The organism is Streptomyces sp. 63XJN7_1_ISO-PGPR-S23-121, from assembly GCF_056173025.1.
Genome location: NZ_CM149653.1, coordinates 1,241,287 through 1,265,328, shown reverse-complemented (window position 1 = coordinate 1,265,328; position 24,042 = coordinate 1,241,287). Strand labels below are relative to the sequence as shown.

Sequence of the window (24,042 nt, the reverse complement as noted above, 5' to 3'; positions counted from 1 at the left end):
ACGTGTGATCAGGCACAGGCCCGCGACTTCCCCGCGCCGGGCCCCGGTCTCCCCTTCCCACGCGCAACAGAACCTCGCTTGTTTCCCGCCATTTCCAGCGCCGAAACGCGGTCTGCAATGTGACTTACGCGACGTTGAACGGGCCCGGTCTGACCTTCCGGTCCGGGGAGGCGTAGCCTTGATTCCCGCTGTCCACCACCTTGTGAAGCGGAAGAGGGCGGTTCTCGCCGTGTCGCCACAGTCCCCCAGTAACTCGAGCATCTCGACCGACACCGACCAAGCGGGCAAGAACCCCGCGGCGGCGTTCGGTGCCAACGAGTGGCTCGTCGACGAGATCTATCAGCAGTACCTCCAGGACCCGCACTCCGTGGACCGAGCCTGGTGGGACTTCTTCGCCGACTACAAGCCCGGTGCGGCCGCCGCCCAGGCGGCGTCCGGCTCCGCGACGACCACGGGCACGAGCACGCCGCAGGCCGCCCCGGCGCCCCAGGCGCAGGCCCCCGCTCCGGCACAGCCCGCCCCGGCCCAGGCGCCGGCGGCTCCTCAGCAGGCCGCCGCACCCGCCAAGCCGGCCGCGGCCCCCGCGAAGCCCGCCGCCGCGGCTCCGGCCGCGAAGCCCGCCGCCAAGCAGGCCGCGAAGCCGCAGTCGAAGGCCGAGCCCGCCAAGGAGGCCGCTGCGTCCACGGCGGGACCCGAGACGGTGACGCTGCGCGGCCCGGCCGCCGCGGTCGTCAAGAACATGAACGCCTCGCTGGAGCTGCCCACGGCGACGTCCGTGCGCGCGGTCCCGGTGAAGCTGCTGTTCGACAACCGCATCGTCATCAACAACCACCTCAAGCGCGCCCGGGGCGGGAAGATCTCCTTCACGCACCTGATCGGCTACGCGATGGTGCAGGCCATCAAGGCCATGCCGTCGATGAATCACGCGTTCGGCGAGAAGGACGGCAAGCCGACGCTCATCAAGCCGGCGCACGTCAACCTCGGCCTGGCCATCGACCTGGTGAAGCCCAACGGCGACCGCCAGCTCGTCGTGGCCGCCATCAAGAAGGCCGAGACGCTGAACTTCTTCGAGTTCTGGCAGGCCTACGAGGACATCGTCCGCCGCGCCCGCGAGGGCAAGCTGACGATGGACGACTTCACCGGCGTCACCGTCTCGCTGACCAACCCCGGCGGCCTCGGCACCGTCCACTCGGTGCCGCGACTGATGCCCGGCCAGTCGGTGATCATGGGCGTCGGCTCCATGGACTACCCGGCGGAGTTCCAGGGCACCAGCCAGGACACCCTGAACAAGCTCGGCATCTCGAAGGTCATGACGCTCACGTCGACCTACGACCACCGGGTCATCCAGGGCGCCGCCTCCGGCGAGTTCCTGCGCCAGGTCGCCAACCTGCTCCTCGGCGAGAACGGCTTCTACGACGAGATCTTCGAGGCGCTGCGCATCCCCTACGAGCCGGTCCGCTGGCTCAAGGACATCGACGCGTCCCACGACGACGACGTCACCAAGGCCGCCCGCGTCTTCGAGCTGATCCACTCCTACCGGGTCCGCGGCCACGTCATGGCCGACACCGACCCGCTGGAGTACCAGCAGCGCAAGCACCCCGACCTGGACATCACCGAGCACGGGCTCACCCTGTGGGACCTGGAGCGCGAGTTCGCCGTCGGCGGCTTCGCCGGCAAGTCGATGATGAAGCTGCGCGACATCCTCGGCGTGCTGCGCGACTCGTACTGCCGCACCACCGGCATCGAGTTCATGCACATCCAGGACCCGAAGCAGCGCAAGTGGATCCAGGACCGCGTGGAGCGCGCCCACTCCAAGCTGGAGCGCGAGGAGCAGCTGCGCATCCTGCGCCGGCTGAACGCGGCGGAGGCCTTCGAGACCTTCCTCCAGACCAAGTACGTCGGCCAGAAGCGGTTCTCCCTGGAGGGCGGCGAGTCCGTCATCCCGCTGCTGGACGCCGTGCTGGACTCGGCCGCCGAGTCCCGCCTCGACGAGGTCGTCATCGGCATGGCCCACCGCGGCCGGCTGAACGTGCTGGCCAACGTGGTCGGCAAGTCGTACGCGCAGATCTTCCGCGAGTTCGAGGGCAACCTCGACCCGAAGTCGATGCACGGCTCCGGCGACGTGAAGTACCACCTGGGCGCCGAGGGCACCTTCACCGGCCTGGACGGCGACCAGATCCGCGTCTCGCTGGTGGCCAACCCCTCGCACCTGGAGGCGGTGGACCCGGTCCTGGAGGGCGTCGCGCGCGCCAAGCAGGACATCATCAACAAGGGCGGCACGGACTTCACCGTCCTGCCGGTGGCGATCCACGGCGACGCGGCCTTCGCGGGCCAGGGCGTGGTGGCCGAGACCCTGAACATGTCGCAGCTGCGGGGCTACCGCACCGGCGGCACGGTCCACATCGTCATCAACAACCAGGTCGGCTTCACCGCGGCCCCCGAGTCCTCGCGTTCCTCCATGTACGCGACGGACGTGGCCCGCATGATCGAGGCCCCGATCTTCCACGTGAACGGCGACGACCCGGAGGCCGTCGTGCGCGTCGCGCGCCTGGCCTTCGAGTTCCGCCAGGCGTTCAACAAGGACGTGGTGATCGACCTCATCTGCTACCGCCGCCGCGGCCACAACGAGTCCGACAACCCGGCCTTCACCCAGCCGCTGATGTACGACCTGATCGACCGCAAGCGCTCGGTGCGCAAGCTGTACACCGAGTCCCTGATCGGCCGCGGCGACATCACCCTGGAAGAGGCCGAGCAGGCGCTCCAGGACTACCAGGGCCAGCTGGAGAAGGTCTTCACCGAGGTCCGCGAGGCCACCTCGCAGCCCTCGGCCGCCGAGTCCACCGACCCGCAGGCCGAGTTCCCGGTCTCCGTGAACACCGCGGTCACCGACGAGGTCGTCAAGCGGATCGCCGAGTCCCAGGTCAACATCCCCGACCACGTCACCGTCCACCCGCGCCTGCTGCCGCAGCTCCAGCGCCGGGCGGCGATGGTCGAGGACGGCACGATCGACTGGGGCATGGGCGAGACCCTCGCCGTCGGCTCCCTCCTGCTGGAGGGCGTGCCGGTGCGCCTGGCGGGCCAGGACTCGCAGCGCGGCACCTTCGGCCAGCGTCACGCGGTCATCATCGACCGCGAGACCGGCGACGAGTTCACGCCGCTGCTGTACCTGGCCGACGAGCAGGCCCGGTACAACGTCTACAACTCCCTGCTGTCCGAGTACGCGGCGATGGGCTTCGAGTACGGCTACTCGCTGGCCCGTCCCGACGCGCTCGTGCTGTGGGAGGCGCAGTTCGGCGACTTCGTCAACGGCGCGCAGACGGTCGTGGACGAGTTCATCTCGTCGGCGGAGCAGAAGTGGAACCAGACCTCCGGTGTGGTCCTGCTCCTCCCGCACGGCTACGAGGGCCAGGGCCCGGACCACTCCTCGGCCCGTCCCGAGCGCTTCCTCCAGCTGTGCGCGCAGAACAACATGACGGTCGCGATGCCGACCTCCCCGGCGAACTACTTCCACCTCCTGCGGTGGCAGGTGCACAACCCGCACCACAAGCCGCTGGTCGTCTTCACCCCGAAGTCGATGCTGCGCCTGAAGGCGGCGGCCTCGAAGGCGGAGGAGTTCACGACGGGCCGCTTCCAGCCGGTCATCGGCGACGACTCGGTCGACGCGGCCGCCGTCAAGAAGGTCGTCTTCACCGCCGGCAAGGTCTACTACGACCTCGAGGCCGAGCGGAAGAAGCGCGGCCTCACGGACACGGCCATCATCCGCATCGAGCGCCTGTACCCGCTGCCGGGTGCCGAGCTCCAGGCGGAGATCGCCAAGTACCCGAACGCCGAGAAGTACCTGTGGGCCCAGGAGGAGCCGGCGAACCAGGGTGCCTGGCCGTTCATCGCGCTCAACCTGATCGACCACCTGGACCTGGCGGTCGGCGCCGACGTCCCGCACGGTGAGCGCCTGCGCCGTATCTCGCGGCCGCACGGCTCGTCCCCGGCCGTCGGCTCCGCCAAGCGGCACCAGGCCGAGCAGGAGCAGCTGGTGCGTGAGGTCTTCGAGGCCTGATCCCTCGCGGCAGCCCGGCTCCGGCGCCTGACCGACGGCCCGTCCCCCCGCCCCGGGGGACGGGCCGTCGGCGTTCCGCCCCTCGCCGGGCGGGACCACGCACCCGATAACCTGGCGGTGTACACACCCCCATTCCCGACGGAGAGCCCCTTGTACTTCACCGACCGCGGCATCGAGGAACTGGAGAAGCGGCGCGGCGAGGAGGAGGTCACCTTCGAGTGGCTCGCCGAGCAGCTGCGGACCTTCGTCGACCTGAATCCGGACTTCGAGGTGCCGGTGGAGCGCCTGGCCACCTGGCTGGCGCGGCTGGACGACGAGGACGACGACGAATAGACGACGAGCGAGCAGGGGACGACTGCTTCTCCGACGATTACCCACGGGGTGCCGGTCACGGCACCCCGTTTCGCATGTCCGGGGCCGTGCCGTCGGCCGGACACGTCGGCCACCGGAACGGGTGTCTTGACTTTCCACCTCCGCGATATATCGTGAATAGCGGTGGACGCGATATGGCGCGTTCGGTCAGGAGGTCTGCACCATGCCCGAGTGGTCCGTCGCGGAGCCCGTGAGGCTCACCTTCGACGAGTCCGTGAGCGAGCTCCACGTCCGCATCGTCAACGGAACGGTCAACGTCGTGGGCACGGACGAGGGTTCCGCCAGACTCGAGGTCTCCGAGATCGAGGGCCCGCCCCTGATCGTCACCCAGCAGGGCGGCACGCTCACGGTGGCCTACGAGGACCTGCCCTGGAAGGGCTTCCTGAAGTGGCTGGACCGCCGGGGCTGGCGCCGCAGCGCGGTGGTCTCCCTGGCCGTCCCCGCCCGCACCCGCGTGGAGGTGGGCGTCGTCGGCGCCGCTGCCGTGGTCTCCGGCATCGACGGCGGCACCGAGGTGAAGGGCGTCTCAGGGGACACCACCCTGGTCCGCCTCGCGGGCCGGGTCCGCGCCGACACGGTCGCCGGGAACGTGGAGGCCCAAGCGCTCGCCGGCGACCTCCGGTTCAACTCCGTCTCCGGGGACCTGACCGTGGTGGAGGCCGGCTCGTCCGTCAAGGCCGACTCGGTGAGCGGTTCGATGATCGTCGACCTCGACGCGGCCGACGGACCCACCGACATCGGCCTCACCAGCGTCTCGGGCGAGATCGCCATCCGGCTGCCCCAGCCGGCCGACGCCGAGGTGGAGGCCAACACCGCGAGCGGCACGGTCTCCAGCGCCTTCGAGGACCTCCGGGTGACCGGCCAGTGGGGCGCCAAGCGGATCACCGGCCGGCTCGGCGCGGGCAACGGCCGGCTGAAGGCCACGACGGTCTCCGGCTCGATCGCCCTGCTGCGCCGCCCGCCGGCGGAGGAGGACACACCGTGGGAGCCGGAGGACACCGGGCCGGTGAAGGGCACGGAGAGCGACTCGGGGGACAATTCCGCTTCCGGCCGGGACGGCGGCGCCCCCGGCGCCCCGGCCGACGGCACGACCGACAAGAAGGTGCTCTGACATGCCCCCCGTCTTCGCCCACGGCCGCCTCCGCCTGTACCTGCTGAAGCTGCTCGACGAGGCCCCGCGCCACGGCTACGAGGTGATCCGGCTCCTCGAGGAGCGCTTCCAGGGCCTCTACGCGCCGTCGGCGGGCACCGTGTACCCGCGCCTGGCCAAGCTGGAGGCGGAGGGCCTCGTCACCCACACCACCGAGGGCGGCCGCAAGGTGTACGCCATCACCGACGCGGGCCGCGCCGAGCTGGCCGACCGCAGCGGCGAGCTGGCCGACCTGGAGCTGGAGATCCGCGACTCGGTCGCCGAGCTGGCGGCCGAGATCCGGGCCGATGTGCGCGGCGCGGCCGGTGATCTGCGCCGGGAGATGCGGGCGGCGGCCGGTGCGGCCCGCCGCGGCACCGGACCGGGCCCCCGGACCGAGGGCGCCGGCGGCTCCGGCGACGGCGCGGACATCGGGGACAAGGAGGCCTGGCGCGCCGCCAAGGAGGAGATGCGCCGGGTCAAGCAGGAGTGGAAGGAGCAGGCGCGCCGCGCCAAGGACGAGAGCCGCCGCGCCCGTGACGAGGCCCAGCGGGCCCGGCGCCAGGCCGAGGAGGCGCAGGAGCGGGCCCGCGCCCAGGCGCAGGAGGAGGTACGGCGCATCGCCCAGCGGGTGCAGGAGCAGGTGCAGGACCACTTCGCGAGGGGCGACTGGCCGACGGGACTGCGTGAGGGCCTGGGCGAGCTGGTCAAGGAGGTCGGCGAGTTCGGCAAGGACTTCGGGAAGGACCTCGGCCGGGACTGGGGCTTCGGGCGCACCGACGCCGGCGCGTCCGCCTCCCGGCCGGAGTACACCCGCACCACCGAGGACTTCCCGGCGGAATACGCACCGTCCTGGGCCCACGAGGACACCGCCGACTCCACCGGCGACCCGGCCCGTGACCTGGACCGACTGCTGGACCGCTTCCGGGACGACATCCGCGACGCGGCCCGCGACCACGGCGTCACGGACGGCCAGCTCCGTGACGCCCGTCGCGAGCTGTCGACCGCGGCGGCCCGCATCGGGGCGATGCTGCGGACGCCGAAGGCCTGAGTACGCGGGCGCGGGAGGGGTCCGGCCGGGTCAGGCGCAGGCCGCTCCCCCGCCGAGCACTCTCGTCAGCGACTCGTGGGTCACCCCGTGATCGGCGAGCACCTCGGCGGGCACACCGGGGCGCACGGTGAGGGCGAGGAGGAGATGCTCGTCGCCGATGTGCCGGTCACGCCGGGCGACGGCCGCCCGCAGGGCGTTCTGCAGGACCTCTTTGGCGTCCCGGCCGAAGCCGGGGCGCCCGGACCACGAGCGCCTGCCCTCCCGGTCGCCGGACATCGCGCCGGTGCCATGAGCCTCCTCCACCCGGGCGACGATCTGCGAGACGTCGATCCCGAGGCCGGCGAGCGCCTCGGTCTCGGCCTGCGACAGACCGGCGCGCCGTCGCGCCTCCTCCAGGGCGCGCCGTACCGACTCCCTGCCCCCGCCGGAGCCGAGCGCCGTCAGCGCGAACGAGGCGCGGCTGCCCTCCCGGTCCAGCAGGGCGAGGAGCAGGTGCTCGGCACCGACGGTCCCCGCCTGCGCCCTGCCCGCGTGCTCGAAGGCCCCCTGGACCACGGCACGGGCATCCTTCGTGAACCGTTCGAACATCAATGCCTCCCGTACTTCTTGTGCACGGCCTGCCTGCTGACCCCGAGTTCCGTGGCGATCTCCTGCCACGACCAGCCCTGGTTGCGCGCGCTGCGCACCTGCACCGCCTCCAGCTGCTCCAGCAGCCTGCGCAGTGCGGCGACGGCACGCAGCCCGACCCGAGGGTCGCGATCACCCGCACGTGCGGCGAGATCCGTTGCTTCACTCATGCAGTCAACTTAGGTTGACATGACGCATCTGTCAACCACCATTGACATGCTCCGGCGCGGGCGGGAACGCGAACGGCGGGCCCGGAGGACCGGGCCCGCCGCACGGAACGGAAGGGGGAAGGAAGCGGGTCAGGACCCGCTGAGCACGATCTTGCCGAACAGCTCGCCGGACGCCATCCGCTCGAAGCCCTCCCGGGCCCGGTCCAGCGGAAGCACCTCGTCGATGACGGGACGCACGCCGGTCGCGGCGCAGAAGGAGAGGAGGTCCTCCAGCTCGTCCTTGGTGCCCATGGTGGAACCGACGACCTTGAGCTCCAGGAAGAAGATCCGGGTCAGTTCGGCGTGGGAGGGCCGGTCGCCGCTGGTGGCGCCGGAGATGACGAGCGTTCCCCCGGGCCGCAGCGACTTCACCGAGTGGGACCAGGTCGCGGCACCCACGGTCTCGATGACGGCGTCGACCCGCTGCGGCAGCCGGGCGCCGGACTCGACGGCCTCCACCGCGCCCAGCTCCAGGGCCCGCTTCCGCTTGGCCTCGTCACGGCTGGTGGCGAAGACCCGCAGCCCCGCGGCCCTGCCGAGCACGATGGCGGCCGTGGCGACCCCGCCGCCCGCGCCCTGCACCAGCACCGAGTCGCCGGGACGCACCCCGGCGTTGGTGAACAGCATCCGGTAGGCCGTCAGCCAGGCGGTCGGCAGACAGGCGGCCTCCTCGAAGGACAGCTCCTTCGGCTTCGGCAGGATGTTCCAGGTCGGCACGGCGACCTGCTCGGCGAACGTCCCCGGGTAGCGCTCGGTGAGGATGGAGCGGGGCTCCTTCGCTCCGACCCCGTGGCCGGTCTGGCCGATGACGGAGTGCAGGACGACTTCGTTGCCGTCGGCGTCGACACCGGCGGCGTCGCAGCCGAGGATCATCGGCAGCCGGTCCTCCGGGAGGCCGACACCGCGCAGGGACCACAGGTCGTGGTGGTTGAGGGAGGCGGCACGGACATCGACGACACTCCAGCCGGGACGGGCCTCGGGGGCCGGACGCTCCCCCAGCTCCAGACCGTTCAGCGGCTGGTCGCGGTCGATTCGGGCGGCGTAGGCAGCGAACATGACCTTGACGATAGGTTCCGACCCCGTCATCCGGAACCACAAACGCCTGTGAGACACGCCCTCTTGCCACCGGCAAAGCGAACGGCCCCGCCCACCCGGGACGAGGCCGTTCACCGCACACGCGTCACACCGTCACCGGCGCGCGACGCCCTCCGCGCGGGCCGCCGCCGCCACCGCCGCCGTGACGGCCGGCGCGACGCGCTCGTCGAACGGGGACGGGATGACGTAGTCCGCCGCGAGGTCGTCGCCCACCACGGAGGCCAGCGCCTCGGCCGCCGCGAGCTTCATGCCCTCGGTGATCCGCGACGCCCGCACCTGGAGCGCGCCCGCGAAGATGCCCGGGAACGCCAGCACGTTGTTGATCTGGTTGGGGAAGTCCGAGCGTCCGGTCGCCACGACCGCCGCGTACTTGTGCGCGACCTCGGGATGCACCTCGGGGTTCGGGTTGGCCATGGCGAAGACGAACGCGCCCTCGGCCATCGAGGCCACCGCCGGCTCCGGCACCGTGCCGCCGGAGACGCCGATGAAGACGTCGGCGCCCGCGAGGGCCGCCTCCAGCGGGCCGGACAGCCCGGCCTTGTTGGTGAAGGAGGCCAGCTCCTGCTTCACCGGCGTCAGGTCGTCCCGGTCGGCCGAGACGACGCCCTTGCGGTCGGCGACCGCGACGTCGCCGATGCCGGCCTCGACCAGCATCCTGGCGATGGCGACACCGGCCGCGCCCGCGCCCGAGATCACCGCCCGCAGCTCACCCAGCGTCCGCCCGCTCAGCCGCGCCGCGTTCCTGAGCGCCGCCAGCGTCACGACCGCCGTACCGTGCTGGTCGTCGTGGAAGATCGGGATGTCCAGCCGCTCCTGGAGCTTGCGCTCGATCTCGAAGCACCGCGGCGCCGAGATGTCCTCCAGGTTGACTCCGCCGAACGAGGGCGCGAGGCGCACCACCGTCTCGACGATCTCGTCGGCGTCCGTGCAGTCCAGCGCGATCGGGACCGCGTCCACACCGCCGAACTGCTTGAAGAGGATCGCTTTGCCTTCCATCACCGGAAGGGAGGCCTCGGGGCCGATGTCCCCGAGTCCCAGAACCGCCGTACCGTCCGTCACGACCGCCACGACCGACGACTTCCACGTGTAGTCGTGCACCAGGTCGGGCTGCTCGGCGATCGCGCTGCACACTTTCGCGACGCCGGGCGTGTACGCCAGGGACAGGTCGTCCTTGTCGCGGATCGGCACGGTGGCCTGCACGGCCATCTTGCCGCCGCGGTGCAGCGCGAACGCCGGGTCGAAGGAGTCGAGGTGCTCCGCCCCGGCCTCCTGGTCCGCACTGACGTCGCTGTCGCTGCGAGGATTGACGATCTCCGCTGCCACTTTGTCTTACCCCTTAAGTGTTCATGGTTTGAGGGTTTGTCCACTCCTGGTGAGGGGTGGGCGGGCACCGCCCAGGGACATGGCACGTTGATGCGCACGGGTCCCTGCGCGACGGGCGCGCCGCACACGCGCCCTGAGCCCCTGATGAGGGGTGTAAAGAACCTTCCTACCCGACGCACGCCTCCCGCGGCGAGTCCGATAAGTGCAAGCTCACATGTCGGACGCGGCAGGCCACATGCCGGTGACATGACTCATAGCCAGGCATCCGGTCAACTTCCCGATACCTCTTGACAGTCCCGGAGAACAGCGCCTCGACGAGGGAACGCGCGAGCGAACCATGGCCGTATAACGAGAAATACCGAAGATCTTCCGGCCGGAAGGGTTGATTCCCGCAAAGGTTCGGTCGTGATGTACCGACCTGATGGGATTCGGGGGGTCACCCGTTATCCGATTTTGACATGACGGCTCCCCTGAATGGCCGAGTCCGAATGGCAAGATGCCGTAATCACACGAGGTCGCGGCTCTCGAATGCATGTGCCCTCGTCGTCCCACGGCGCCGGCCGGTCCCCCGTCCGGCGTCCCGTCCCATCGGCAACTCCACCATCCGCCGGAGGAACCACCATGACCGCAAGCTTCACCCGTCGTCCGACCGCCGCGCAGACCCGGCTAGCAGCGGTCGGTGCGATCGCGGTCGCAGGCGCCCTGCTGCTCACCGGATGCGGCGACCAGACCAAGAAGAACGACGAAGGTGGCGAGGGCAAGTCCGCCTCGGGCGCCCCGCTGGCCGAAAAGCTGCCGCAGGCGATACGCGACAAGGGCGTCATCCGGGTCGGATCCGACATCGCCTACGCTCCGGTCGAGTTCAAGGACGACTCCGGCAAGACGGTCGGCATCGACCCGGATCTCGCCGACGCCCTGGGCAAGCAGCTCGGCGTGAGGTTCGAGTTCCAGAACGCCACGTTCGACACCCTCGTCGGCGGTCTCGCGTCCAAGCGCTACGACATCGCCATGTCGGCCATGACCGACACCAAGGACCGGCAGGAGGGCATCGACGGCGACACCGGCAAGAAGGTCGGCGCCGGCGTCGACTTCGTCGACTACTTCACCGCGGGCGTCTCGCTCTACACCAACAAGGGCGACAGCCAGGGCATCAAGACCTGGGACGACCTGTGCGGGAAGACCATGGCGGTCCAGCGCAACACGTTCTCGCACGACCTCGCCAAGGAGCAGGCGCAGAAGTGCGAAAAGGCCGGCAAGCAGACGCTGAAGGTCGAGGAGTTCGACACCAACCCCGAGGCCGAGACCCGGATGCGCTCCAAGGGCGCGAACGTCGTCTCCGCCGACTTCCCGATCGCCGCCTACTCCGTGAAGAACTCCGGCGGCGGCAAGTACTTCGAGATCGTCGGCGACCAGGTCGAGGCGGGCCCGTACGGCATCGCCGTCGCCAAGGACAACACCGAACTGCGCGACGCGCTCCAGGCGGCCGTGCAGGCCGTCATCGACAGCGGCGATTACAAGAAGATCATCGAGAAGTGGGGCGTCGCGGACGGCGCGGTCACCGAGGCCAAGATCAACGGCGGCTCCTGACCCGTCCCGTTCGACGCGGCTCTGAAAGGCTCCATCCGTGACTGTTGACGTCAACAAGACGACCGGTCCCGACGCGAGGCCCCCCGCCGGGCCGGAGGCCGTCAAGGCCATTCCGGTCCGGCACCCGGGACGGTACGTGTCCGCGGTCGTCGCGCTCGCCCTCCTGGGCGCGGTCGTCTACGCCTTCGCGCAAGGCAAGATCAACTGGGGCGCGATCCCCGACTACTTCTTCGACGACCGCATCCTCGACGGTGTCTGGAGCACACTCCAGCTCACCGTGCTGTCGATGGTGATCGGCATCGCCGGCGGCATCCTGCTCGCCGTGATGCGCCTGTCGAAGAACCCGGTGACCTCGTCCATCGCCTGGTTCTACATCTGGTTCTTCCGCGGCACCCCGGTCCTGGTCCAGCTCTTCGTCTGGTTCAACCTGGGCCTGGTCTTCGAGTACATCAACCTGGGTCCGATCTACAAGGACTACTGGTCGTCCTTCATGACGCCGCTGCTGACGGCGCTGCTCGGCCTGGGTCTCAACGAGGCCGCCTACATGGCCGAGATCTGCCGTGCCGGTCTGCTCTCGGTCGACGAGGGACAGACCGAGGCGTCGCACGCCCTGGGCATGAGCCACACGAAGACGCTCCGCCGGATCGTCGTTCCGCAGGCGATGCGGGTGATCGTGCCGCCCACCGGCAACGAAGTCATCAACATGCTGAAGACGACCTCGCTCGTCTCGGCGGTGCAGTACGCCGAACTCTTCCAGCAGGCCAAGGACATCGGTCAGAGCTCGGGCTCCCCGGTGGAGATGTACTTCCTCGCCGCCGCCTGGTACCTGATCATGACCTCGATCCTGAGCGTCGGCCAGTACTACGTCGAGCGGTACTACGCCCGCGGTTCGAGCCGGTCCCTGCCGCCGACGCCGCTGCAGCGCTTCCGGGCCGCGGTGCTGCCCACGCGCCGTCCGAAGGGAGTCGCGGCATGAACCAGTCCTCCCACGCCATGGTCAAGGCCGAGGGCGTCCACAAGTCCTTCGGTCCCGTGGAGGTCCTCAAGGGCATCGACCTGGAGGTGAAGCAGGGCGAGGTGTTCTGCCTCATCGGCCCCTCCGGCTCCGGCAAGTCGACCTTCCTGCGGTGCATCAACCACCTGGAGAAGATCAACGCCGGCCGCCTCTACGTCGACGGGGACCTGGTCGGCTACCGCCAGAAGGGCGACAAGCTCTACGAGCTGAAGGACAGCGAGGTCGCCCTCAAGCGCCGGGACATCGGCATGGTCTTCCAGCGCTTCAACCTGTTCCCGCACATGACGGCCGTCGAGAACGTCATGGAGGCACCGGTCCAGGTCAAGGGCGTCAGCCGGGCGCAGGCCAGGGAGCGCGCGATGCAGCTCCTGGACCGCGTGGGCCTGGGCGACAAGGCGGGCAACTACCCCTCGCAGCTCTCCGGCGGCCAGCAGCAGCGGGTCGCGATCGCGCGGGCCCTGGCGATGGACCCGAAGCTGATGCTGTTCGACGAGCCGACCTCGGCCCTGGACCCGGAGCTGGTCGGTGACGTCCTCGACGTCATGCGCGACCTGGCCGAGTCCGGCATGACGATGGTCGTGGTCACCCACGAGATGGGCTTCGCCCGCGAGGTGGGCGACAGCCTGGTCTTCATGGACGGCGGCGTGGTGGTCGAGTCGGGCAACCCGCGCGACGTGCTGACCGACCCGCAGCACGAGCGGACCAAGTCGTTCCTGTCCAAGGTCCTCTGAAGCACACGCGCGCGCCGAGGGGCGGTACGGATCTCCGTACCGCCCCTCGGCGCGTGGTCCTACTTCAGCGCGAGCAGCAGCGTGTCCGACGGGGAGCACCACACCGGCCGCACCTCGCCGAAGCCCTTCTCGCGCAGCACGCGCGCGTGCCAGGCCGCCGAGGGCATGTCGCCGTCGGCGTGCTCGCCGTAGATCCCGAAGCGCCGGGCCGTGGGCTCCGCGAGGACGGGGTCCGCGGCGGCGAGCCGCCACCATTCGGCCCAGTCGAGGGCGCCGTCCCGCCGGGCGTCCTCCATGCGCGCGTGCCGCCGCGCGCGCTCGGCGGCGTTGATCCGGGGCGTGGTGTCGTCGATCATGTGGTCCGCGTTCATGAAGACACCACCGTCGCGGACCAGCTCCGCGACCCGGCCGTAGAGGGCTGCGAGGGGTTCGGCGTGGAGCCAGTGCAGGGCCGTCGCGGTCAGGACGGCGTCGTAGGAGTCGTACGGCAGCTTCGCCGGCCAGTGGGGGTCCTTGAGGTCGGCGGCGACGAAGGAGGCCCGGTCGTCGCCCGCGAAGGTGCCCTCGGCGATGGCGAGGAGCGCGGGGTCGAGGTCCACCCCGGTGCTGACGGCGTCCGGGAAGCGGGCGAGCAGCCGCGCGGTGATGGTGCCGGTGCCGCAGGCGAGGTCGAGCACGCGCGGTGCCGGGCCGGTCAGGGCCTCGACCATGTCGAGCATGATCCGGAAGCGTTCCTCGCGGTCCGGCATGTACCACTCCTGCTGCCGGTCCCAGCTCTCCTGCCAGGCGTTCCAGTCGGTACCGGTCGTGGTGGTCCGCGCGTCCGTCATCGAGCCCCTCCGTCACGTCGCTACGTAATACCCTGTAGGCACGGTCAGCTGTTACCTGGCCGCAGGCACGACCATAGAGCCCCTTCGTAAGGACTACAAGTGGAACTGGCCTATTACTCGGATTACGCCGTACGCCTCGTCAACACCGAGGAACCGGCGCGCGGGCAGGACTCCCTGACCTCGGTCGAGGCCGTCCGGGAGCTCTTCGGTGCCAACCAGTCGGCGGCCCGGCGGGCCACGGACTCGGACGTGACCCGGTTCCGCTCGGTGCGCGGACGGCTGCGGGCGGTCTTCGAGGCCGCCGACGAGGGGGACGAGACGCTCGCCGTCGACCTCCTCAACTCCCTGCTCCTGGAGTTCCCGGTGAGCCCGCAGATCTCCGGCCACGACCAGCGCGACGACGACGGCAGCCCCCTGTGGCACATGCACCTGGCGGACCACCCGTCCAACGCCACCGCCGGATTCGCCGCCATCGCCGCGATGGGCCTGGCCTTCCACCTCACGGAGTACGGCGTGGACCGCCTGGGCCTGTGCGAGGCGGCCCCCTGCCGCAACGCCTACCTGGACACCTCCACCAACCGCTCCCGGCGCTACTGCTCCGACCGCTGCGCCACCCGCGCCAACGTGGCGGCCTACCGCGCCCGCAAGCGCCTGGAGGCGGACCGGTCCGACAGCACCGGCCTGAGCGCCGAGACGGCCCAGCGGACCACGGCGAGCGGCGAGCGCTGACCGGGCCGCCGGGGCCGGTAGCGGAACCGCACCCTGCCCAGCACGAGGTCCTCGGGGACCGTCCCGTAGTCGGTGCTGTCGCCGCCGGCGAAGGCGTTGTCCCCGAGCACCCACCAGCCCGCCCCGCGCCGCTCCGCCGCCCGCTTGACGACCAGCAGGTCCTGCTGGAAGGGATGCCGCAGCACGACCACGTCACCGGGGCGGACCCTGGCCCCCCAGTGCACGAGGAGCACGTCCCCGTGGTGCAGCGTGGGCACCATCGACGGCCCGGTCACCTCGGCCGGCCCGAACGGCAGCGGCCCTCTCGCCCGCTCGGTCTCCTGCGACAGCTCCGGCATCACCCGGCACCTCCCCGTCTTTCCTCCACCAGTCTCAGTCTCACCCCGGACTTTTGTCCTAAGCCCACGGGGGCACTCGCGAAATCGGGCTTCCCAGGGAGTAATGTCCCCCCTGAGAAGACGATCACGAGGAAGGAACGCTCCATGCTTTCCCGCCTGTTTGCCCCCAAGGTCACGGTCAGCGCCCACTGCGACCTGCCCTGCGGCGTGTACGACCCGGCCCAGGCCCGCATCGAGGCGGAGTCGGTGAAGGCCGTCCAGGAGAAGATGGCCGGCAACGACGACCCGCACTACCAGACGCGTGCCACGGTCATCAAGGAGCAGCGTGCCGAGCTCGCGAAGCACCACGTCTCCGTGCTGTGGAGCGACTACTTCAAGCCCCCGCACTTCGAGAAGTACCCGGAGCTGCACCAGCTGGTCAACGACACCCTGAAGGCCCTGTCGGCCGCCAAGGCGTCGACCGACCCGGCCACCGGCCAGAAGGCGCTGGACTACATCGCCCAGATCGACAAGATCTTCTGGGAGACCAAGAAGGCCTGACCCCGGTCAGTCGCTCCGCACGCCGCGATCGGTGCACCATCGCGGGCCTGCGGACAGCCCGAAGGGGCCCCGCCGCCCATGCGGCCGGGCCCCTTCGACATGAGCCGCCGTCCCCCAGGGCGGCGGCTCAGCGCTTGCGGTCGTACGTCCGCACCACGACGCCGTTGCCGAACGTCCGTACCGAGTCCGGCACGAACGCGGAGACCTCGAAGCCGGAGCCGAACATCGGCATGCCCGTGCCCAGCACCACCGGGTACGTCTTGATGACCAGCTCGTCGACCTCGTCGATCAGCTCACCGGCGACGGCGGAACCACCGCACAGGTAGATGCCCAGGGGGCTGTCCTCCGCCTTCAGCGCACGGACCCTGCCGACCAGGTCCGCCGAGATGATCTCGACGTTCGGGTCGGGCGACGGGCCGAGCGTGCGCGAGGCGACGTACTCGCGCAGATGGGCGTAGGGGCTGGTGATGCCCTCCTTCAGGGCCAGGTCGTAGCTGGCCCGCCCCTGGACGACCGTGTCGAACCGCTTGTTCGGCAGGTCGTCGAGACCGAGGGCCCGGCGGCCGTGCGTCGCCATCGTCTCCGGATACTCCGCTGCCAGGAACGCGAGGAACTCCTCGTCCACGTACGGGAGCATGAACGACGCGTCGCCGTCCGGGCCGCCGATGAAGCCGTCGATCGAGCAGGCGATGAAGTACGTGAGCTTGCGCAAGTGGTCTCTTTCCGTGGGAAGCAGCGTGGACCAACAACCACTTCAGTTATAGTACTTCGCATGTAGTGGTTGCAAGGGATTACCGCGACGCACGGACGAAGAAACCAAGTGGGAGAGAGGGTTCCGCATGGCCAGCAACCCGGAGCGGCGTGCCGCCCTGGTCGACGCAGGTGTCGAGGTGCTCGCCCGCGAGGGCGCACGCGGACTGACGTTCCGCGCGGTGGACACCGAGGCGGGCGTGCCCGTGGGCACCGCGTCCAACTACTTCACCGGCCGCGACGACCTGCTGCGCCAGATCGACACCCGGCTGCACCAGCGGCTCGCGCCCGATCCCGAGGTGGTGGCGGACCTGCTGACGAGGCCGAAGGACCGCTCCCTGGTCACCGCCTTCATGCGCGACCTGACGGACCGGGCGACCCGTGACCGCACCGGCTATCTGGCCCTGCTGGAGATGCGGCTGGAGGCCACCCGGCGCCCCGGCCTGCTCGCCTCGTACACCCGGTCGGTGCGGGGCGACCTGGAGGAGGGCATGGAGTTCCACCGCGCGGCGGGCCTGCCCGGCGGGGACGAGACCGTCGTCGTGCTCTACCTCGCGATGCTCGGGCTGATCCTGGAGCACCTGACCCTGCCGGACGTCCTGACGGGCGTACTGCCCACGACGGACGTCCCGGACGGCCTGGTGGAGCGGATCGTGGCGACGGTGGTGCCGGAGGCCTAACGGGCCCCCTTCCGCGGCTCGCGCCACATGGGCCACATCCGGGGACCGTCCGGCAGGTCCAGGGCGCGGCCGGTGAACTCGAAGCCGAGGCGCTCGTACAGGCCCCGGCTGCGGGCGCTGCTCGCCTCCAGATAGGCCGGCAGCCGCTCGCGGTCGCAGCGGTCGAGGACCGACTCGATCAGCGCGGTGCCCAGGCCCTCGCCCTGCCGTCCCGGCGCCACGCCGACCATCCACAGGTACGCGTGGGCACGGCCGGAGGGGTGGATGGTCTCCGTCAGCCTGGCTATCCGCTCGACGCGCTCGTTGTCCGGGTCGACCGCCTCGCGCACCCGGGCGGGTCCGTCGCCGGCCCCGGCGTCCTCGCCGTCGTGCCCGCCCTCGGGCACGGACAGCCACAGCGCGCACGCCGCGCCGTCCTCGGTGATGTCGATCCACCCGTCCGCGAGCACGGCGTCGGTGAAGGCGGCCATGAGCCGGTGATGGGTCCGGCGGCGGTACTCGTCGCCGGGGAAGACCCAGCCGCTCACCGGGTCGTCCTGGAACGCCTCGTCCAGCAACCGCACCACCCGCTCCCGGTCGCCCTCCCCCGCCGTCCGGATCGCCACACCCATGCCCCGACCGCCCTCTCCGCCTCAACAGTGCTCTTCCGTACGGCGGTTGAGCCTAGCCGCAGGCTCCGGCGGGGCGGGAGCGGCCTTCCGTCCGGCACGCCCATGGTGGCGGGTCCCGCACACCGCGGGGGCGTGCGGGACCCGCCGGACCGGAGCCCCTCGGCGGTGCGGTCGTACGGCGGCCGGGCGCCGAACGGCCCTCTAGGGCTCCGGGGTCGTGCGCGGCCGTGGCCGTCAGGTGCTGCGCCGGGTCACGAACTCGGCCAGTGCGAGCAGACCGCCCGCCGCCTCCGGCTCGGGCACCGCGCGGGCGAGCTCCTGCATCGCCCGCGCCATCCGGTCGGCCGCCTGGGCCTGCGCCCAGTCCCGGCCGCCCGCCCGCTCCACGGCGAGTGCCGTGCGCTCCAGCTCCTCCTCGTCTCCCGCGTACGGTGCCGCGTACAGCTCGGCGAGCGCGGCGGCCTCCGGGGTGCCCGCCGCGAGCGCGGCGACCACCGGCAGCGACTTCTTCCGGGCGGCCAGGTCCGCTCCGGCCGGTTTCCCGGTGTGCCCCGGGTCGCCCCATATGCCGATCACGTCGTCGATGAGCTGGAAGGCCAGTCCGGCCTCGCGGCCGAAGGCGTCCAGCGCCCGGACGTCCTCGTCGGCCGCGCCGGCGTACAGCGCGCCGACCGCGCAGGCGCAGCCCAGCAGGGCGCCGGTCTTGGCCTCGGCCATCACGAGCGTCTCGCCGAGGGTGACCTCGTCCGGGGCCCGCCGTTCCATCGCGGTGTCCACCTGCTGCCCCTCGCACAGCTCCATGACGCAGTCCGCCAGCCGGGCGGCCGCCGCGGCGGACGCCGGATGCGGGTCCGTCGCGAGCAGCCGGACGGCCAGCGCCTGGAGGGCGTCGCCCGCGAGGATCGCGTCGGCGTCGCCGAACACGGCCCAGGCGGTCGGCCGGTGACGGCGGGTGGCGTCCCGGTCCATCACGTCGTCGTGCAGCAGCGTGAAGTTGTGGACCAGCTCCACCGCCGCCGCCGCGCGCACCGCCGCCGCCCGGGCCCCGGGCCCGCCGAGCGCGGCGGCCGAGGCCAGGACGAGGGCGGGACGGATCGCCTTGCCCGCGTTCCCGGAGGCGGGCGTGCCGTCCGCGTGCTGCCAGCCGAAGTGGTAGAGCGCGACGCGGCGCATCGCGGCGGGCAGCAGTGCGACGGCGGACCGCAGCTCGGGATCGACCGAGGCCCGGGAGCTGCGCAGGAGCTCCGCCGCCTCGAGCCCGTCGGACACGGGGACCGCCCCGCGCTCCCGGTCGCGCTGCACACCGACGGTCCCTTGTCTTTCCAGGGTGCCGGTGGGGCGGGGCGCCTCGGCGCCGCCGTGCCCGGCCTCCGTCATCGGTTCACCTCCCCCATGCGTCCGCCTCCGTGCCCCCGGGGTGCACCCGCCCGGACGGGCGGGGTACACGGCGTGCGGGAGACAGGCGTCACCGCCAGCGGCCGATCTCGACGTTCTCCAGGACGCCGAGCGCGTCGGGCACGAGGACCGCGGCCGAGTAGTAGGCCGTGACCAGGTACTTGATGATGGCCTGCTCGTTGATGCCCATGAACCGCACCGACAGACTCGGCTCGATCTCGTCCGGGATGCCCGTGGCCCGCAGGCCGATGACGCCCTGGTCCGCCTCGCCGGTACGCATCGCGATGATCGAGGACGTGCGGGCCTCGGTGACCGGGATCTTGTTGCAGGGGTAGATCGGCACACCGCGCCAGGTGGGGATGCGGTTGCCGGCGATGTCGATCGTCTCGGGGACCAGCCCGCGCTTGTTGAGCTCGCGTCCGATGGCGGCGATCGCCCGCGGGTGGGCGAGGAGCAGCTTGGTGCCGCGCCGGCGGCTGAGCAGCTCGTCCAGGTCGTCCGGGCCGGGCACGCCGTCGTGCGGCTGGATCCGCTGGTCGTACTCGCAGTTGTGCAGCAGGCCGAACTCCCGGTTGTTGATGAGCTCGTGCTCCTGGCGCTCCTTCAGCGCCTCGACCGTGAGCCGGATCTGCTGCTCCGTCTGGTTCATCGGCTGGTTGTAGAGGTCGGCCACGCGCGAGTGGATGCGCAGCACGGTCTGGGCGACGCTCAGTTCGTACTCGCGGGGCCGCGCCTCGTAGTCCACGAAGGTGTGCGGGATGTCCGGCTCGCCGCTGTGGCCGGCGGCGAGGTCGATGGCCTTCTCCCCGTGCTTGTTGGTGCGCTGCTCGGGGATCGAGCGCCGCTGCCGGAGGTGCTCGCGCAGGGAGTCCGCGCGCTCCGCGACCCGCTCCACCTCCTGGCGGGGCAGCACCAGGACCGTGCAGGCGGTGACCGTGCGGGCGGTGTACTCCCAGATGGCGTCGCCGTCGAGCAGTGCGTGGTCGCCGAAGTAGGCGCCGTCGGCGAGGACGCCGAGCACCGCTTCGTCGCCGTAGGGGCCGGTGCCGATCTTCTCGACCTTGCCGTGCGCCAGCAGGTACACCTCGTCGGCCTGGCCGCCGAAGGAGGCGATCACCTCGCCCGGGCCGAACTCCCGCTGCTCGCAGCGCTGGGCGAGTTCCGACAGGACCTCGTCGTCCTCGTACGAGCGCAGGGCCGGCAGCTCGCCCAGCTCCGCGGGGATGACCTCGACGCGGCCGCCCGTCTTCACGAACGTCACCCGGCCGTCGCCGACGGCGAAGGTCATGCGCCGGTTCACCCGGTACGTGCCGCCCTGGATGTCCACCCAGGGAAGCGTGCGCAGCAGCCAGCGCGAGCTGATCTCCTGCATCTGGGGTACGGACTTGGTCGTGGTGGCCAGGTTCCGCGCGGCCGCCGTGCCGAGGCTCTGCTGCGGCCTGGTCTGCTCGGTGCGGACCTCTTCGCCTACCGACATAAGGAATTGCCCTCCCGGTCATGCCGGACGCCTGCGCCCGGCATCGATGTGCGTGGACCAGCCTTCCTCACGGAGCGTGCCGGTGCTATTACCCGAAAGAGCGGGACTGGATCTCCGGCGCCCGGGGCATGAAGAGGGGCTCGCACCGCCGGCCGCGTCCGGCTCCTCGCCGACGGCCCGGCCGTACTCCCGGCGGGGACTGTCCGGATCGGCTCGCACACGGCCCGAACAAGTCATACGGACGGCTTTGTTTCGGTACAAGCCCCTTACGAGGCGGTCGCGCCCGGCGGTCGTCGCGCAGCGAAGGAGTCGGCCATGGCCTCACCCATGTCCGCGGGCGGTTTCCTCAAGGCCCTGAAGGCGGAGGGCGTCACCGTCGTCGAGGTCGGCGACTGGCGGCACCACAACCGCAACCACAAGGGCCCGTGGGGCCCCGTGCACGGCGTGATGATCCACCACACGGTCACCAGGGGCAGCGCGCGGACCGTCGACATCTGCCGCAAGGGCTACGAGGGTCTGCCGGGGCCGCTGTGCCACGGTGTCGTCACCAAGGACGGCAGGGCCCACCTGGTCGGCTACGGCCGCGCCAACCACGCCGGGCTCGGCGACGACGACGTCCTGCGCGCGGTGATCGCGGAGAGGGCGCTGCCCCGGGACAACGAGGCGAACACCGACGGCAACCGGCACTTCTACGGCTTCGAGTGCGAGAACCTGGGCGACGGCGAGGACCCCTGGCCGGCGGCGCAGCTGGAGGCAGTCGAGCGGGTCGCCGCCGCGGTCTGCCGCCACCACGGGTGGACGGAACGTTCCGTCATCGGTCACCTCGAGTGGCAGCCGGGCAAGGTGGACCCGAGGGGGTTCACCATGGCGTCGATGCGGGCGCGCATCCGGGACCGGCTCCGGTGACCGCTCACACCGCGCGCGGGGTGGCGTGACAATGGCGGGGTGACCAGCACCGACCCGCCCGACCTCGCCGCCCTGCGTCCCCGGCTGCCGTCGCCGTTGCGGGAGGCCGCGGACGAGCGGTTCGAGCGGCGCGGGGTGCGGCTGCTGCTGAAGCGCGACGACCTGATCCATCCGGACCTGGTCGGCAACAAGTGGCGCAAACTCGCGCCGAATCTGGCCACGGCGCACGGCCGTACCGTCGTCACCTTCGGGGGCGCGTACTCCAACCACCTGCGTGCCACGGCCGCGGCGGGCCGGCTGCTCGGGCTGTCCACGGTCGGCGTGGTGCGCGGCCAGGAGCTGGCCGGCCGCCCCCTGAACCCCTCCCTGGCCCGGTGCGCGGCCGACGGCATGCGGCTGCACTTCACCGACCGCTCGACGTACCGCCGCAAGGGCGAACCCGGGACCCTGGCGGCCCTGCTGCGGGCCGCGGGCGCCGAGGACGCGGTCGTCGTCCCCGAGGGCGGCAGCAACGCCGCGGCCGTCCGAGGCTGCCGGGCGCTCGGCGAGGAGCTGGCCGGGCACGCCGACGTCGTCGCGCTCGCCTGCGGCACCGGAGGCACGCTCGCCGGGCTGGCGGCCGGCCTCCCCCGGGGCCGGCGGGCACTCGGGATACCCGTACTCAAGGGCGGGTTCCTGGCCGACGAGGTACGGGAACTCCAGCAGCGGGCCTTCGGCGGTATCCGCGGCACCTGGAGCCTCGACGACCGCTTCCACTGCGGCGGCTACGCCCGCGTCACGCCCGAGCTCGACTCGTTCGCCGCGGACTTCGAACGGCGCCACGGGCTGCCCGTGGAGCGCGTCTACGTCGCCAAGATGCTGTACGGCCTGCTCGCGCTGACCGAGGAGGGCGCCTTCCCGCGGGGGACGACCCTCGCGGCGGTCGTCACCGGCCGCCCGTTCCCCTGATGCCCCCGGAGGCCCCGAGGCCGCCCTACGCGGCCTCCCGGTACGCCGCCGCCTCCTCCAGGTCCAGGCGGCGCAGCAGCGTCCGCAGCATCTCGTCGTCGATGTACCGGCCGTCCCGCAGCCGGACGAACACCTCGCGCTCCGAGCTGATCACCTCCCGGGACAACCGCCGGTAGGTGTCGTCGACGGTCTCGCCGGTGACGGGGTTGGCCTGCCCGAGGCGTTCCCAGACGGCGTTGCGGCGGCGCTCCAGGACCGTGCGCAGGCGCTCGGCGAGGGGCGCCGGCAGGGCGTTGCGCTCGTCGGCGAGCAGGTCGTCGAGGCGCTGTTCGGCGACCCGGGAGGCCTGCGCCTGGGCGTTGGCCTCGGCGAGCGTCTCGGCCTGCACGTCCCGGGACGGGAACTTCAGCAGCCGGATCAGGGGCGGCAGGGTCACGCCCTGCACGACCAGTGTGCCGATGACCGTGGTGAAGGTCAGGAAGAGGACGAGGTTGCGCTCGGGGAAGGGTGCGCCGCCGTGCACGGTGAGCGGGATGGAGAAGGCGACGGCCAGCGAGACCACGCCCCGCATCCCGGCCCAGCCGATCACGAACGGCTGTTTCCAGCCGGGGTCCTCCTCGCGCGCGCGGACGCGTGCGGACAGCATCCGCGGCAGGTAGGTCGCCGGGTACACCCACACGAAGCGGGCCGCGGCGACGACCAGGAAGAGGGCGATCGCGTACCAGGCGGCGTCGGCGCCCTCGTAGGCGCCGAGACCCTTGAGGACCACCGGCAGCTGCAGGCCGATCAGGGCGAACACGGCGGACTCCAGGACGAAGGCGACCATCTTCCACACCGCCTCCTCCTGGAGCCGGGTGGCGAAGTCGACCTCCCACGCGCGGTGGCCGAGGTAGAGCGCGACGACCACCACCGCCAGCACTCCGGAGGCGTGCACCTGCTCGGCGGCCGCGTACGCGACGAACGGGATCAGCAGGGAGAGCGTGTTCTGCAGCAGCGCCTCCTTCACGTGCGTGCGCAGCCAGTGGATGGGCACCATGAGCACCAGGCCGACGCCGACACCGCCGAAGGCGGCGATCAGGAACTCGCCGATCCCGCCGGCCCAGGTGGCACCCTCGCCGACCGCCGCCGCGAGAGCCACCTTGTAGGCGGTGATCGCGGTGGCGTCGTTCACCAGGGACTCGCCCTGGAGGATGGTGGTGATGCTTGACGGCAGTCCCACCCGGCGGGCGACCGCCGTGGCCGCGACGGCGTCCGGCGGGGCCACGACCGCGCCGAACACGAGCGCGGCGGTCAGCGGCAGCCCCGGCACGATCAGGTAGGCGGCGCAGCCGACCACGAACGTCGCGAAGAGCACGTAGCCCACGGACAGCAACGCCACCGGCCTCAGCTGGGCCCGCAGGTCGAGGTAGGAGCTGTCGGTGGCCGCCGTGTACAGCAGCGGCGGGAGCAGCAGGGGCAGGACGATGTGCGGGTCCAGGGTGTAGTCGGGCACCCCGGGCACGTAACTGACCGCCAGACCGGCCGCGACCAGTAGCAGCGGCACCGGCACCGGGATGCGCCGACCCGCCGCGGCGATCGCGGCGCTGCCCGCCACCAGCAACAGCAGCGGCATCACGTCCATGGTTCTCGCCCACCCTTTTTCTCC

23 protein-coding genes are annotated in these 24,042 nt (G+C 71.3%); 12 read left to right on the top strand and 11 right to left on the bottom strand.

What is annotated here, in order from left to right; all coding sequences use genetic code 11:
• Nucleotides 1-229 precede the first annotated feature (229 nt).
• The 4 genes from AC0VYN_RS05910 to AC0VYN_RS05895 all read left to right on the top strand — a co-directional run bounded on the left by AC0VYN_RS05910 (nucleotide 230) and on the right by AC0VYN_RS05895 (nucleotide 6,606).
• A complete protein-coding gene (locus tag AC0VYN_RS05910) occupies nucleotides 230-4,054 on the top strand; it encodes a multifunctional oxoglutarate decarboxylase/oxoglutarate dehydrogenase thiamine pyrophosphate-binding subunit/dihydrolipoyllysine-residue succinyltransferase subunit (protein ID WP_475535067.1) in 3,825 nt (1,274 codons plus the stop codon).
• 150 nt (nucleotides 4,055-4,204) lie between these two features.
• Nucleotides 4,205-4,387 carry a DUF6104 family protein gene (locus tag AC0VYN_RS05905; protein ID WP_019075209.1) on the top strand — a complete coding sequence of 61 codons (183 nt, stop codon included), beginning with the start codon at nucleotides 4,205-4,207 and terminating at the stop codon, nucleotides 4,385-4,387.
• 202 nt (nucleotides 4,388-4,589) lie between these two features.
• The gene (locus tag AC0VYN_RS05900; RefSeq protein WP_475535066.1) at nucleotides 4,590-5,537 is read left to right on the top strand and encodes a DUF4097 family beta strand repeat-containing protein; all 948 of its coding nucleotides are present in this window, start codon (nucleotides 4,590-4,592) and stop codon (nucleotides 5,535-5,537) included.
• Nucleotide 5,538: 1 nt separating this feature from the next.
• Nucleotides 5,539-6,606, top strand: a complete 1,068-nt coding sequence (locus AC0VYN_RS05895) for a PadR family transcriptional regulator (protein ID WP_475535065.1) — start codon at nucleotides 5,539-5,541, stop codon at nucleotides 6,604-6,606.
• 30 nt (nucleotides 6,607-6,636) lie between these two features.
• Here the strand turns inward: AC0VYN_RS05895 and AC0VYN_RS05890 are convergent, their stop codons facing one another.
• The 4 genes from AC0VYN_RS05890 to AC0VYN_RS05875 form a co-directional block, all read right to left on the bottom strand.
• A complete protein-coding gene (locus AC0VYN_RS05890; RefSeq protein WP_475535064.1) occupies nucleotides 6,637-7,194 on the bottom strand; it encodes a Clp protease N-terminal domain-containing protein in 558 nt (185 codons plus the stop codon).
• Nucleotides 7,194-7,403: a helix-turn-helix domain-containing protein gene (locus AC0VYN_RS05885; RefSeq protein WP_055417899.1), complete on the bottom strand. Its 210-nt coding sequence runs from the start codon at nucleotides 7,401-7,403 to the stop codon at nucleotides 7,194-7,196. Before AC0VYN_RS05885 ends, AC0VYN_RS05890 begins: the two co-directional genes overlap by 1 nt.
• Before the next feature lie 129 nt (nucleotides 7,404-7,532).
• Nucleotides 7,533-8,498, bottom strand: coding sequence for a zinc-binding dehydrogenase (locus AC0VYN_RS05880; protein ID WP_475535063.1), 966 nt, complete (start codon nucleotides 8,496-8,498; stop codon nucleotides 7,533-7,535).
• A gap of 132 nt (nucleotides 8,499-8,630) precedes the next feature.
• Nucleotides 8,631-9,860: an NAD(P)-dependent malic enzyme gene (locus tag AC0VYN_RS05875; RefSeq protein WP_475535062.1), complete on the bottom strand. Its 1,230-nt coding sequence runs from the start codon at nucleotides 9,858-9,860 to the stop codon at nucleotides 8,631-8,633.
• A gap of 621 nt (nucleotides 9,861-10,481) precedes the next feature.
• Here AC0VYN_RS05875 and AC0VYN_RS05870 point away from each other — a divergent pair.
• Genes AC0VYN_RS05870 through AC0VYN_RS05860 form a run of 3 tightly spaced genes read left to right on the top strand, consistent with a single transcriptional unit; the run spans nucleotide 10,482 to nucleotide 13,193 of the window.
• Nucleotides 10,482-11,447, top strand: coding sequence for an ABC transporter substrate-binding protein (locus tag AC0VYN_RS05870; protein WP_475535061.1), 966 nt, complete (start codon nucleotides 10,482-10,484; stop codon nucleotides 11,445-11,447).
• Between the two features lie 37 nt (nucleotides 11,448-11,484).
• Nucleotides 11,485-12,423, top strand: a complete 939-nt coding sequence (locus tag AC0VYN_RS05865; RefSeq protein WP_475535060.1) for an amino acid ABC transporter permease — start codon at nucleotides 11,485-11,487, stop codon at nucleotides 12,421-12,423.
• The gene (locus AC0VYN_RS05860) at nucleotides 12,420-13,193 is read left to right on the top strand and encodes an amino acid ABC transporter ATP-binding protein (RefSeq protein WP_475535059.1); all 774 of its coding nucleotides are present in this window, start codon (nucleotides 12,420-12,422) and stop codon (nucleotides 13,191-13,193) included. Before AC0VYN_RS05865 ends, AC0VYN_RS05860 begins: the two co-directional genes overlap by 4 nt.
• A 59-nt stretch (nucleotides 13,194-13,252) precedes the next feature.
• Here the strand turns inward: AC0VYN_RS05860 and AC0VYN_RS05855 are convergent, their stop codons facing one another.
• Nucleotides 13,253-14,023, bottom strand: coding sequence for a class I SAM-dependent methyltransferase (locus AC0VYN_RS05855; protein ID WP_475535058.1), 771 nt, complete (start codon nucleotides 14,021-14,023; stop codon nucleotides 13,253-13,255).
• 99 nt (nucleotides 14,024-14,122) lie between these two features.
• Between AC0VYN_RS05855 and AC0VYN_RS05850 the strand changes: the two genes are divergently transcribed.
• Nucleotides 14,123-14,752: a CGNR zinc finger domain-containing protein gene (locus tag AC0VYN_RS05850; protein WP_385459537.1), complete on the top strand. Its 630-nt coding sequence runs from the start codon at nucleotides 14,123-14,125 to the stop codon at nucleotides 14,750-14,752.
• Here the strand turns inward: AC0VYN_RS05850 and sodX are convergent.
• Nucleotides 14,656-15,090: a nickel-type superoxide dismutase maturation protease gene (gene sodX, locus AC0VYN_RS05845; RefSeq protein ID WP_385459539.1), complete on the bottom strand. Its 435-nt coding sequence runs from the start codon at nucleotides 15,088-15,090 to the stop codon at nucleotides 14,656-14,658. The two genes, AC0VYN_RS05850 and sodX, sit on opposite strands and share 97 nt — an antisense overlap.
• Nucleotides 15,091-15,234: 144 nt before the next feature.
• Between sodX and sodN the strand changes: the two genes are divergently transcribed.
• Nucleotides 15,235-15,630 carry a superoxide dismutase, Ni gene (gene sodN / locus AC0VYN_RS05840; protein ID WP_385459541.1) on the top strand — a complete coding sequence of 132 codons (396 nt, stop codon included), beginning with the start codon at nucleotides 15,235-15,237 and terminating at the stop codon, nucleotides 15,628-15,630.
• Between the two features lie 127 nt (nucleotides 15,631-15,757).
• Here sodN and AC0VYN_RS05835 read toward each other — a convergent pair whose 3' ends face one another.
• On the bottom strand, nucleotides 15,758-16,342 hold the full coding sequence (locus AC0VYN_RS05835) for a dihydrofolate reductase family protein (protein ID WP_475535057.1): 585 nt from the start codon (nucleotides 16,340-16,342) through the stop codon (nucleotides 15,758-15,760).
• Nucleotides 16,343-16,469: 127 nt separating this feature from the next.
• On the opposite strand from AC0VYN_RS05835, the gene AC0VYN_RS05830 reads away from it, so the two are divergent.
• Nucleotides 16,470-17,060: a TetR/AcrR family transcriptional regulator gene (locus AC0VYN_RS05830; RefSeq protein ID WP_451691983.1), complete on the top strand. Its 591-nt coding sequence runs from the start codon at nucleotides 16,470-16,472 to the stop codon at nucleotides 17,058-17,060.
• Here AC0VYN_RS05830 and AC0VYN_RS05825 read toward each other — a convergent pair.
• From AC0VYN_RS05825 to AC0VYN_RS05815, 3 genes are all read right to left on the bottom strand, one after another.
• Nucleotides 17,057-17,671 carry a GNAT family N-acetyltransferase gene (locus AC0VYN_RS05825; protein ID WP_475535056.1) on the bottom strand — a complete coding sequence of 205 codons (615 nt, stop codon included), beginning with the start codon at nucleotides 17,669-17,671 and terminating at the stop codon, nucleotides 17,057-17,059. The genes AC0VYN_RS05830 and AC0VYN_RS05825 overlap by 4 nt on opposite strands.
• A gap of 234 nt (nucleotides 17,672-17,905) precedes the next feature.
• Nucleotides 17,906-19,048: a family 2 encapsulin nanocompartment cargo protein polyprenyl transferase gene (locus AC0VYN_RS05820; protein WP_475535055.1), complete on the bottom strand. Its 1,143-nt coding sequence runs from the start codon at nucleotides 19,046-19,048 to the stop codon at nucleotides 17,906-17,908.
• An 88-nt stretch (nucleotides 19,049-19,136) separates the two neighbouring features.
• Nucleotides 19,137-20,543, bottom strand: coding sequence for a family 2B encapsulin nanocompartment shell protein (locus AC0VYN_RS05815; protein ID WP_475535054.1), 1,407 nt, complete (start codon nucleotides 20,541-20,543; stop codon nucleotides 19,137-19,139).
• 315 nt (nucleotides 20,544-20,858) lie between these two features.
• On the opposite strand from AC0VYN_RS05815, the gene AC0VYN_RS05810 reads away from it, so the two are divergent.
• Together AC0VYN_RS05810 and AC0VYN_RS05805 are read left to right on the top strand one after the other, a co-directional pair.
• Entirely contained in the window at nucleotides 20,859-21,449 is a 591-nt protein-coding gene (locus tag AC0VYN_RS05810) for an N-acetylmuramoyl-L-alanine amidase (RefSeq protein WP_475535053.1), read from the top strand.
• A 39-nt stretch (nucleotides 21,450-21,488) separates the two neighbouring features.
• Nucleotides 21,489-22,397, top strand: a complete 909-nt coding sequence (locus AC0VYN_RS05805; RefSeq protein ID WP_475535052.1) for a 1-aminocyclopropane-1-carboxylate deaminase/D-cysteine desulfhydrase — start codon at nucleotides 21,489-21,491, stop codon at nucleotides 22,395-22,397.
• A 25-nt stretch (nucleotides 22,398-22,422) separates the two neighbouring features.
• Here the strand turns inward: AC0VYN_RS05805 and AC0VYN_RS05800 are convergent, their stop codons facing one another.
• Complete coding sequence (locus AC0VYN_RS05800; protein ID WP_475535051.1) at nucleotides 22,423-24,018, bottom strand: Na+/H+ antiporter; 1,596 nt, start codon at nucleotides 24,016-24,018, stop codon at nucleotides 22,423-22,425.
• Between the last annotated feature and the right edge of the window lie 24 nt (nucleotides 24,019-24,042).

Excerpts from the sequence above, each read along its gene's own strand:
- AC0VYN_RS05895 (WP_475535065.1), top strand. The coding sequence starts at position 5,539 with ATGCCCCCCGTCTTCGCCCACGGCCGCCTCCGCCTGTACCTGCTGAAG.
- sodX (WP_385459539.1), bottom strand. The coding sequence starts at position 15,090 with ATGCCGGAGCTGTCGCAGGAGACCGAGCGGGCGAGAGGGCCGCTGCCG.
- AC0VYN_RS05800 (WP_475535051.1), bottom strand. The coding sequence starts at position 24,018 with ATGGACGTGATGCCGCTGCTGTTGCTGGTGGCGGGCAGCGCCGCGATC.
- sodN (WP_385459541.1), top strand. The coding sequence starts at position 15,235 with ATGCTTTCCCGCCTGTTTGCCCCCAAGGTCACGGTCAGCGCCCACTGC.
- AC0VYN_RS05810 (WP_475535053.1), top strand. The coding sequence starts at position 20,859 with ATGGCCTCACCCATGTCCGCGGGCGGTTTCCTCAAGGCCCTGAAGGCG.
- AC0VYN_RS05825 (WP_475535056.1), bottom strand. The coding sequence starts at position 17,671 with ATGGGTGTGGCGATCCGGACGGCGGGGGAGGGCGACCGGGAGCGGGTG.
- AC0VYN_RS05885 (WP_055417899.1), bottom strand. The coding sequence starts at position 7,403 with ATGAGTGAAGCAACGGATCTCGCCGCACGTGCGGGTGATCGCGACCCT.
- AC0VYN_RS05900 (WP_475535066.1), top strand. The coding sequence starts at position 4,590 with ATGCCCGAGTGGTCCGTCGCGGAGCCCGTGAGGCTCACCTTCGACGAG.
- AC0VYN_RS05890 (WP_475535064.1), bottom strand. The coding sequence starts at position 7,194 with ATGTTCGAACGGTTCACGAAGGATGCCCGTGCCGTGGTCCAGGGGGCC.
- AC0VYN_RS05860 (WP_475535059.1), top strand. The coding sequence starts at position 12,420 with ATGAACCAGTCCTCCCACGCCATGGTCAAGGCCGAGGGCGTCCACAAG.
- AC0VYN_RS05820 (WP_475535055.1), bottom strand. The coding sequence starts at position 19,048 with ATGACGGAGGCCGGGCACGGCGGCGCCGAGGCGCCCCGCCCCACCGGC.
- AC0VYN_RS05880 (WP_475535063.1), bottom strand. The coding sequence starts at position 8,498 with ATGTTCGCTGCCTACGCCGCCCGAATCGACCGCGACCAGCCGCTGAAC.
- AC0VYN_RS05855 (WP_475535058.1), bottom strand. The coding sequence starts at position 14,023 with ATGACGGACGCGCGGACCACCACGACCGGTACCGACTGGAACGCCTGG.
- AC0VYN_RS05815 (WP_475535054.1), bottom strand. The coding sequence starts at position 20,543 with ATGTCGGTAGGCGAAGAGGTCCGCACCGAGCAGACCAGGCCGCAGCAG.
- AC0VYN_RS05830 (WP_451691983.1), top strand. The coding sequence starts at position 16,470 with ATGGCCAGCAACCCGGAGCGGCGTGCCGCCCTGGTCGACGCAGGTGTC.
- AC0VYN_RS05870 (WP_475535061.1), top strand. The coding sequence starts at position 10,482 with ATGACCGCAAGCTTCACCCGTCGTCCGACCGCCGCGCAGACCCGGCTA.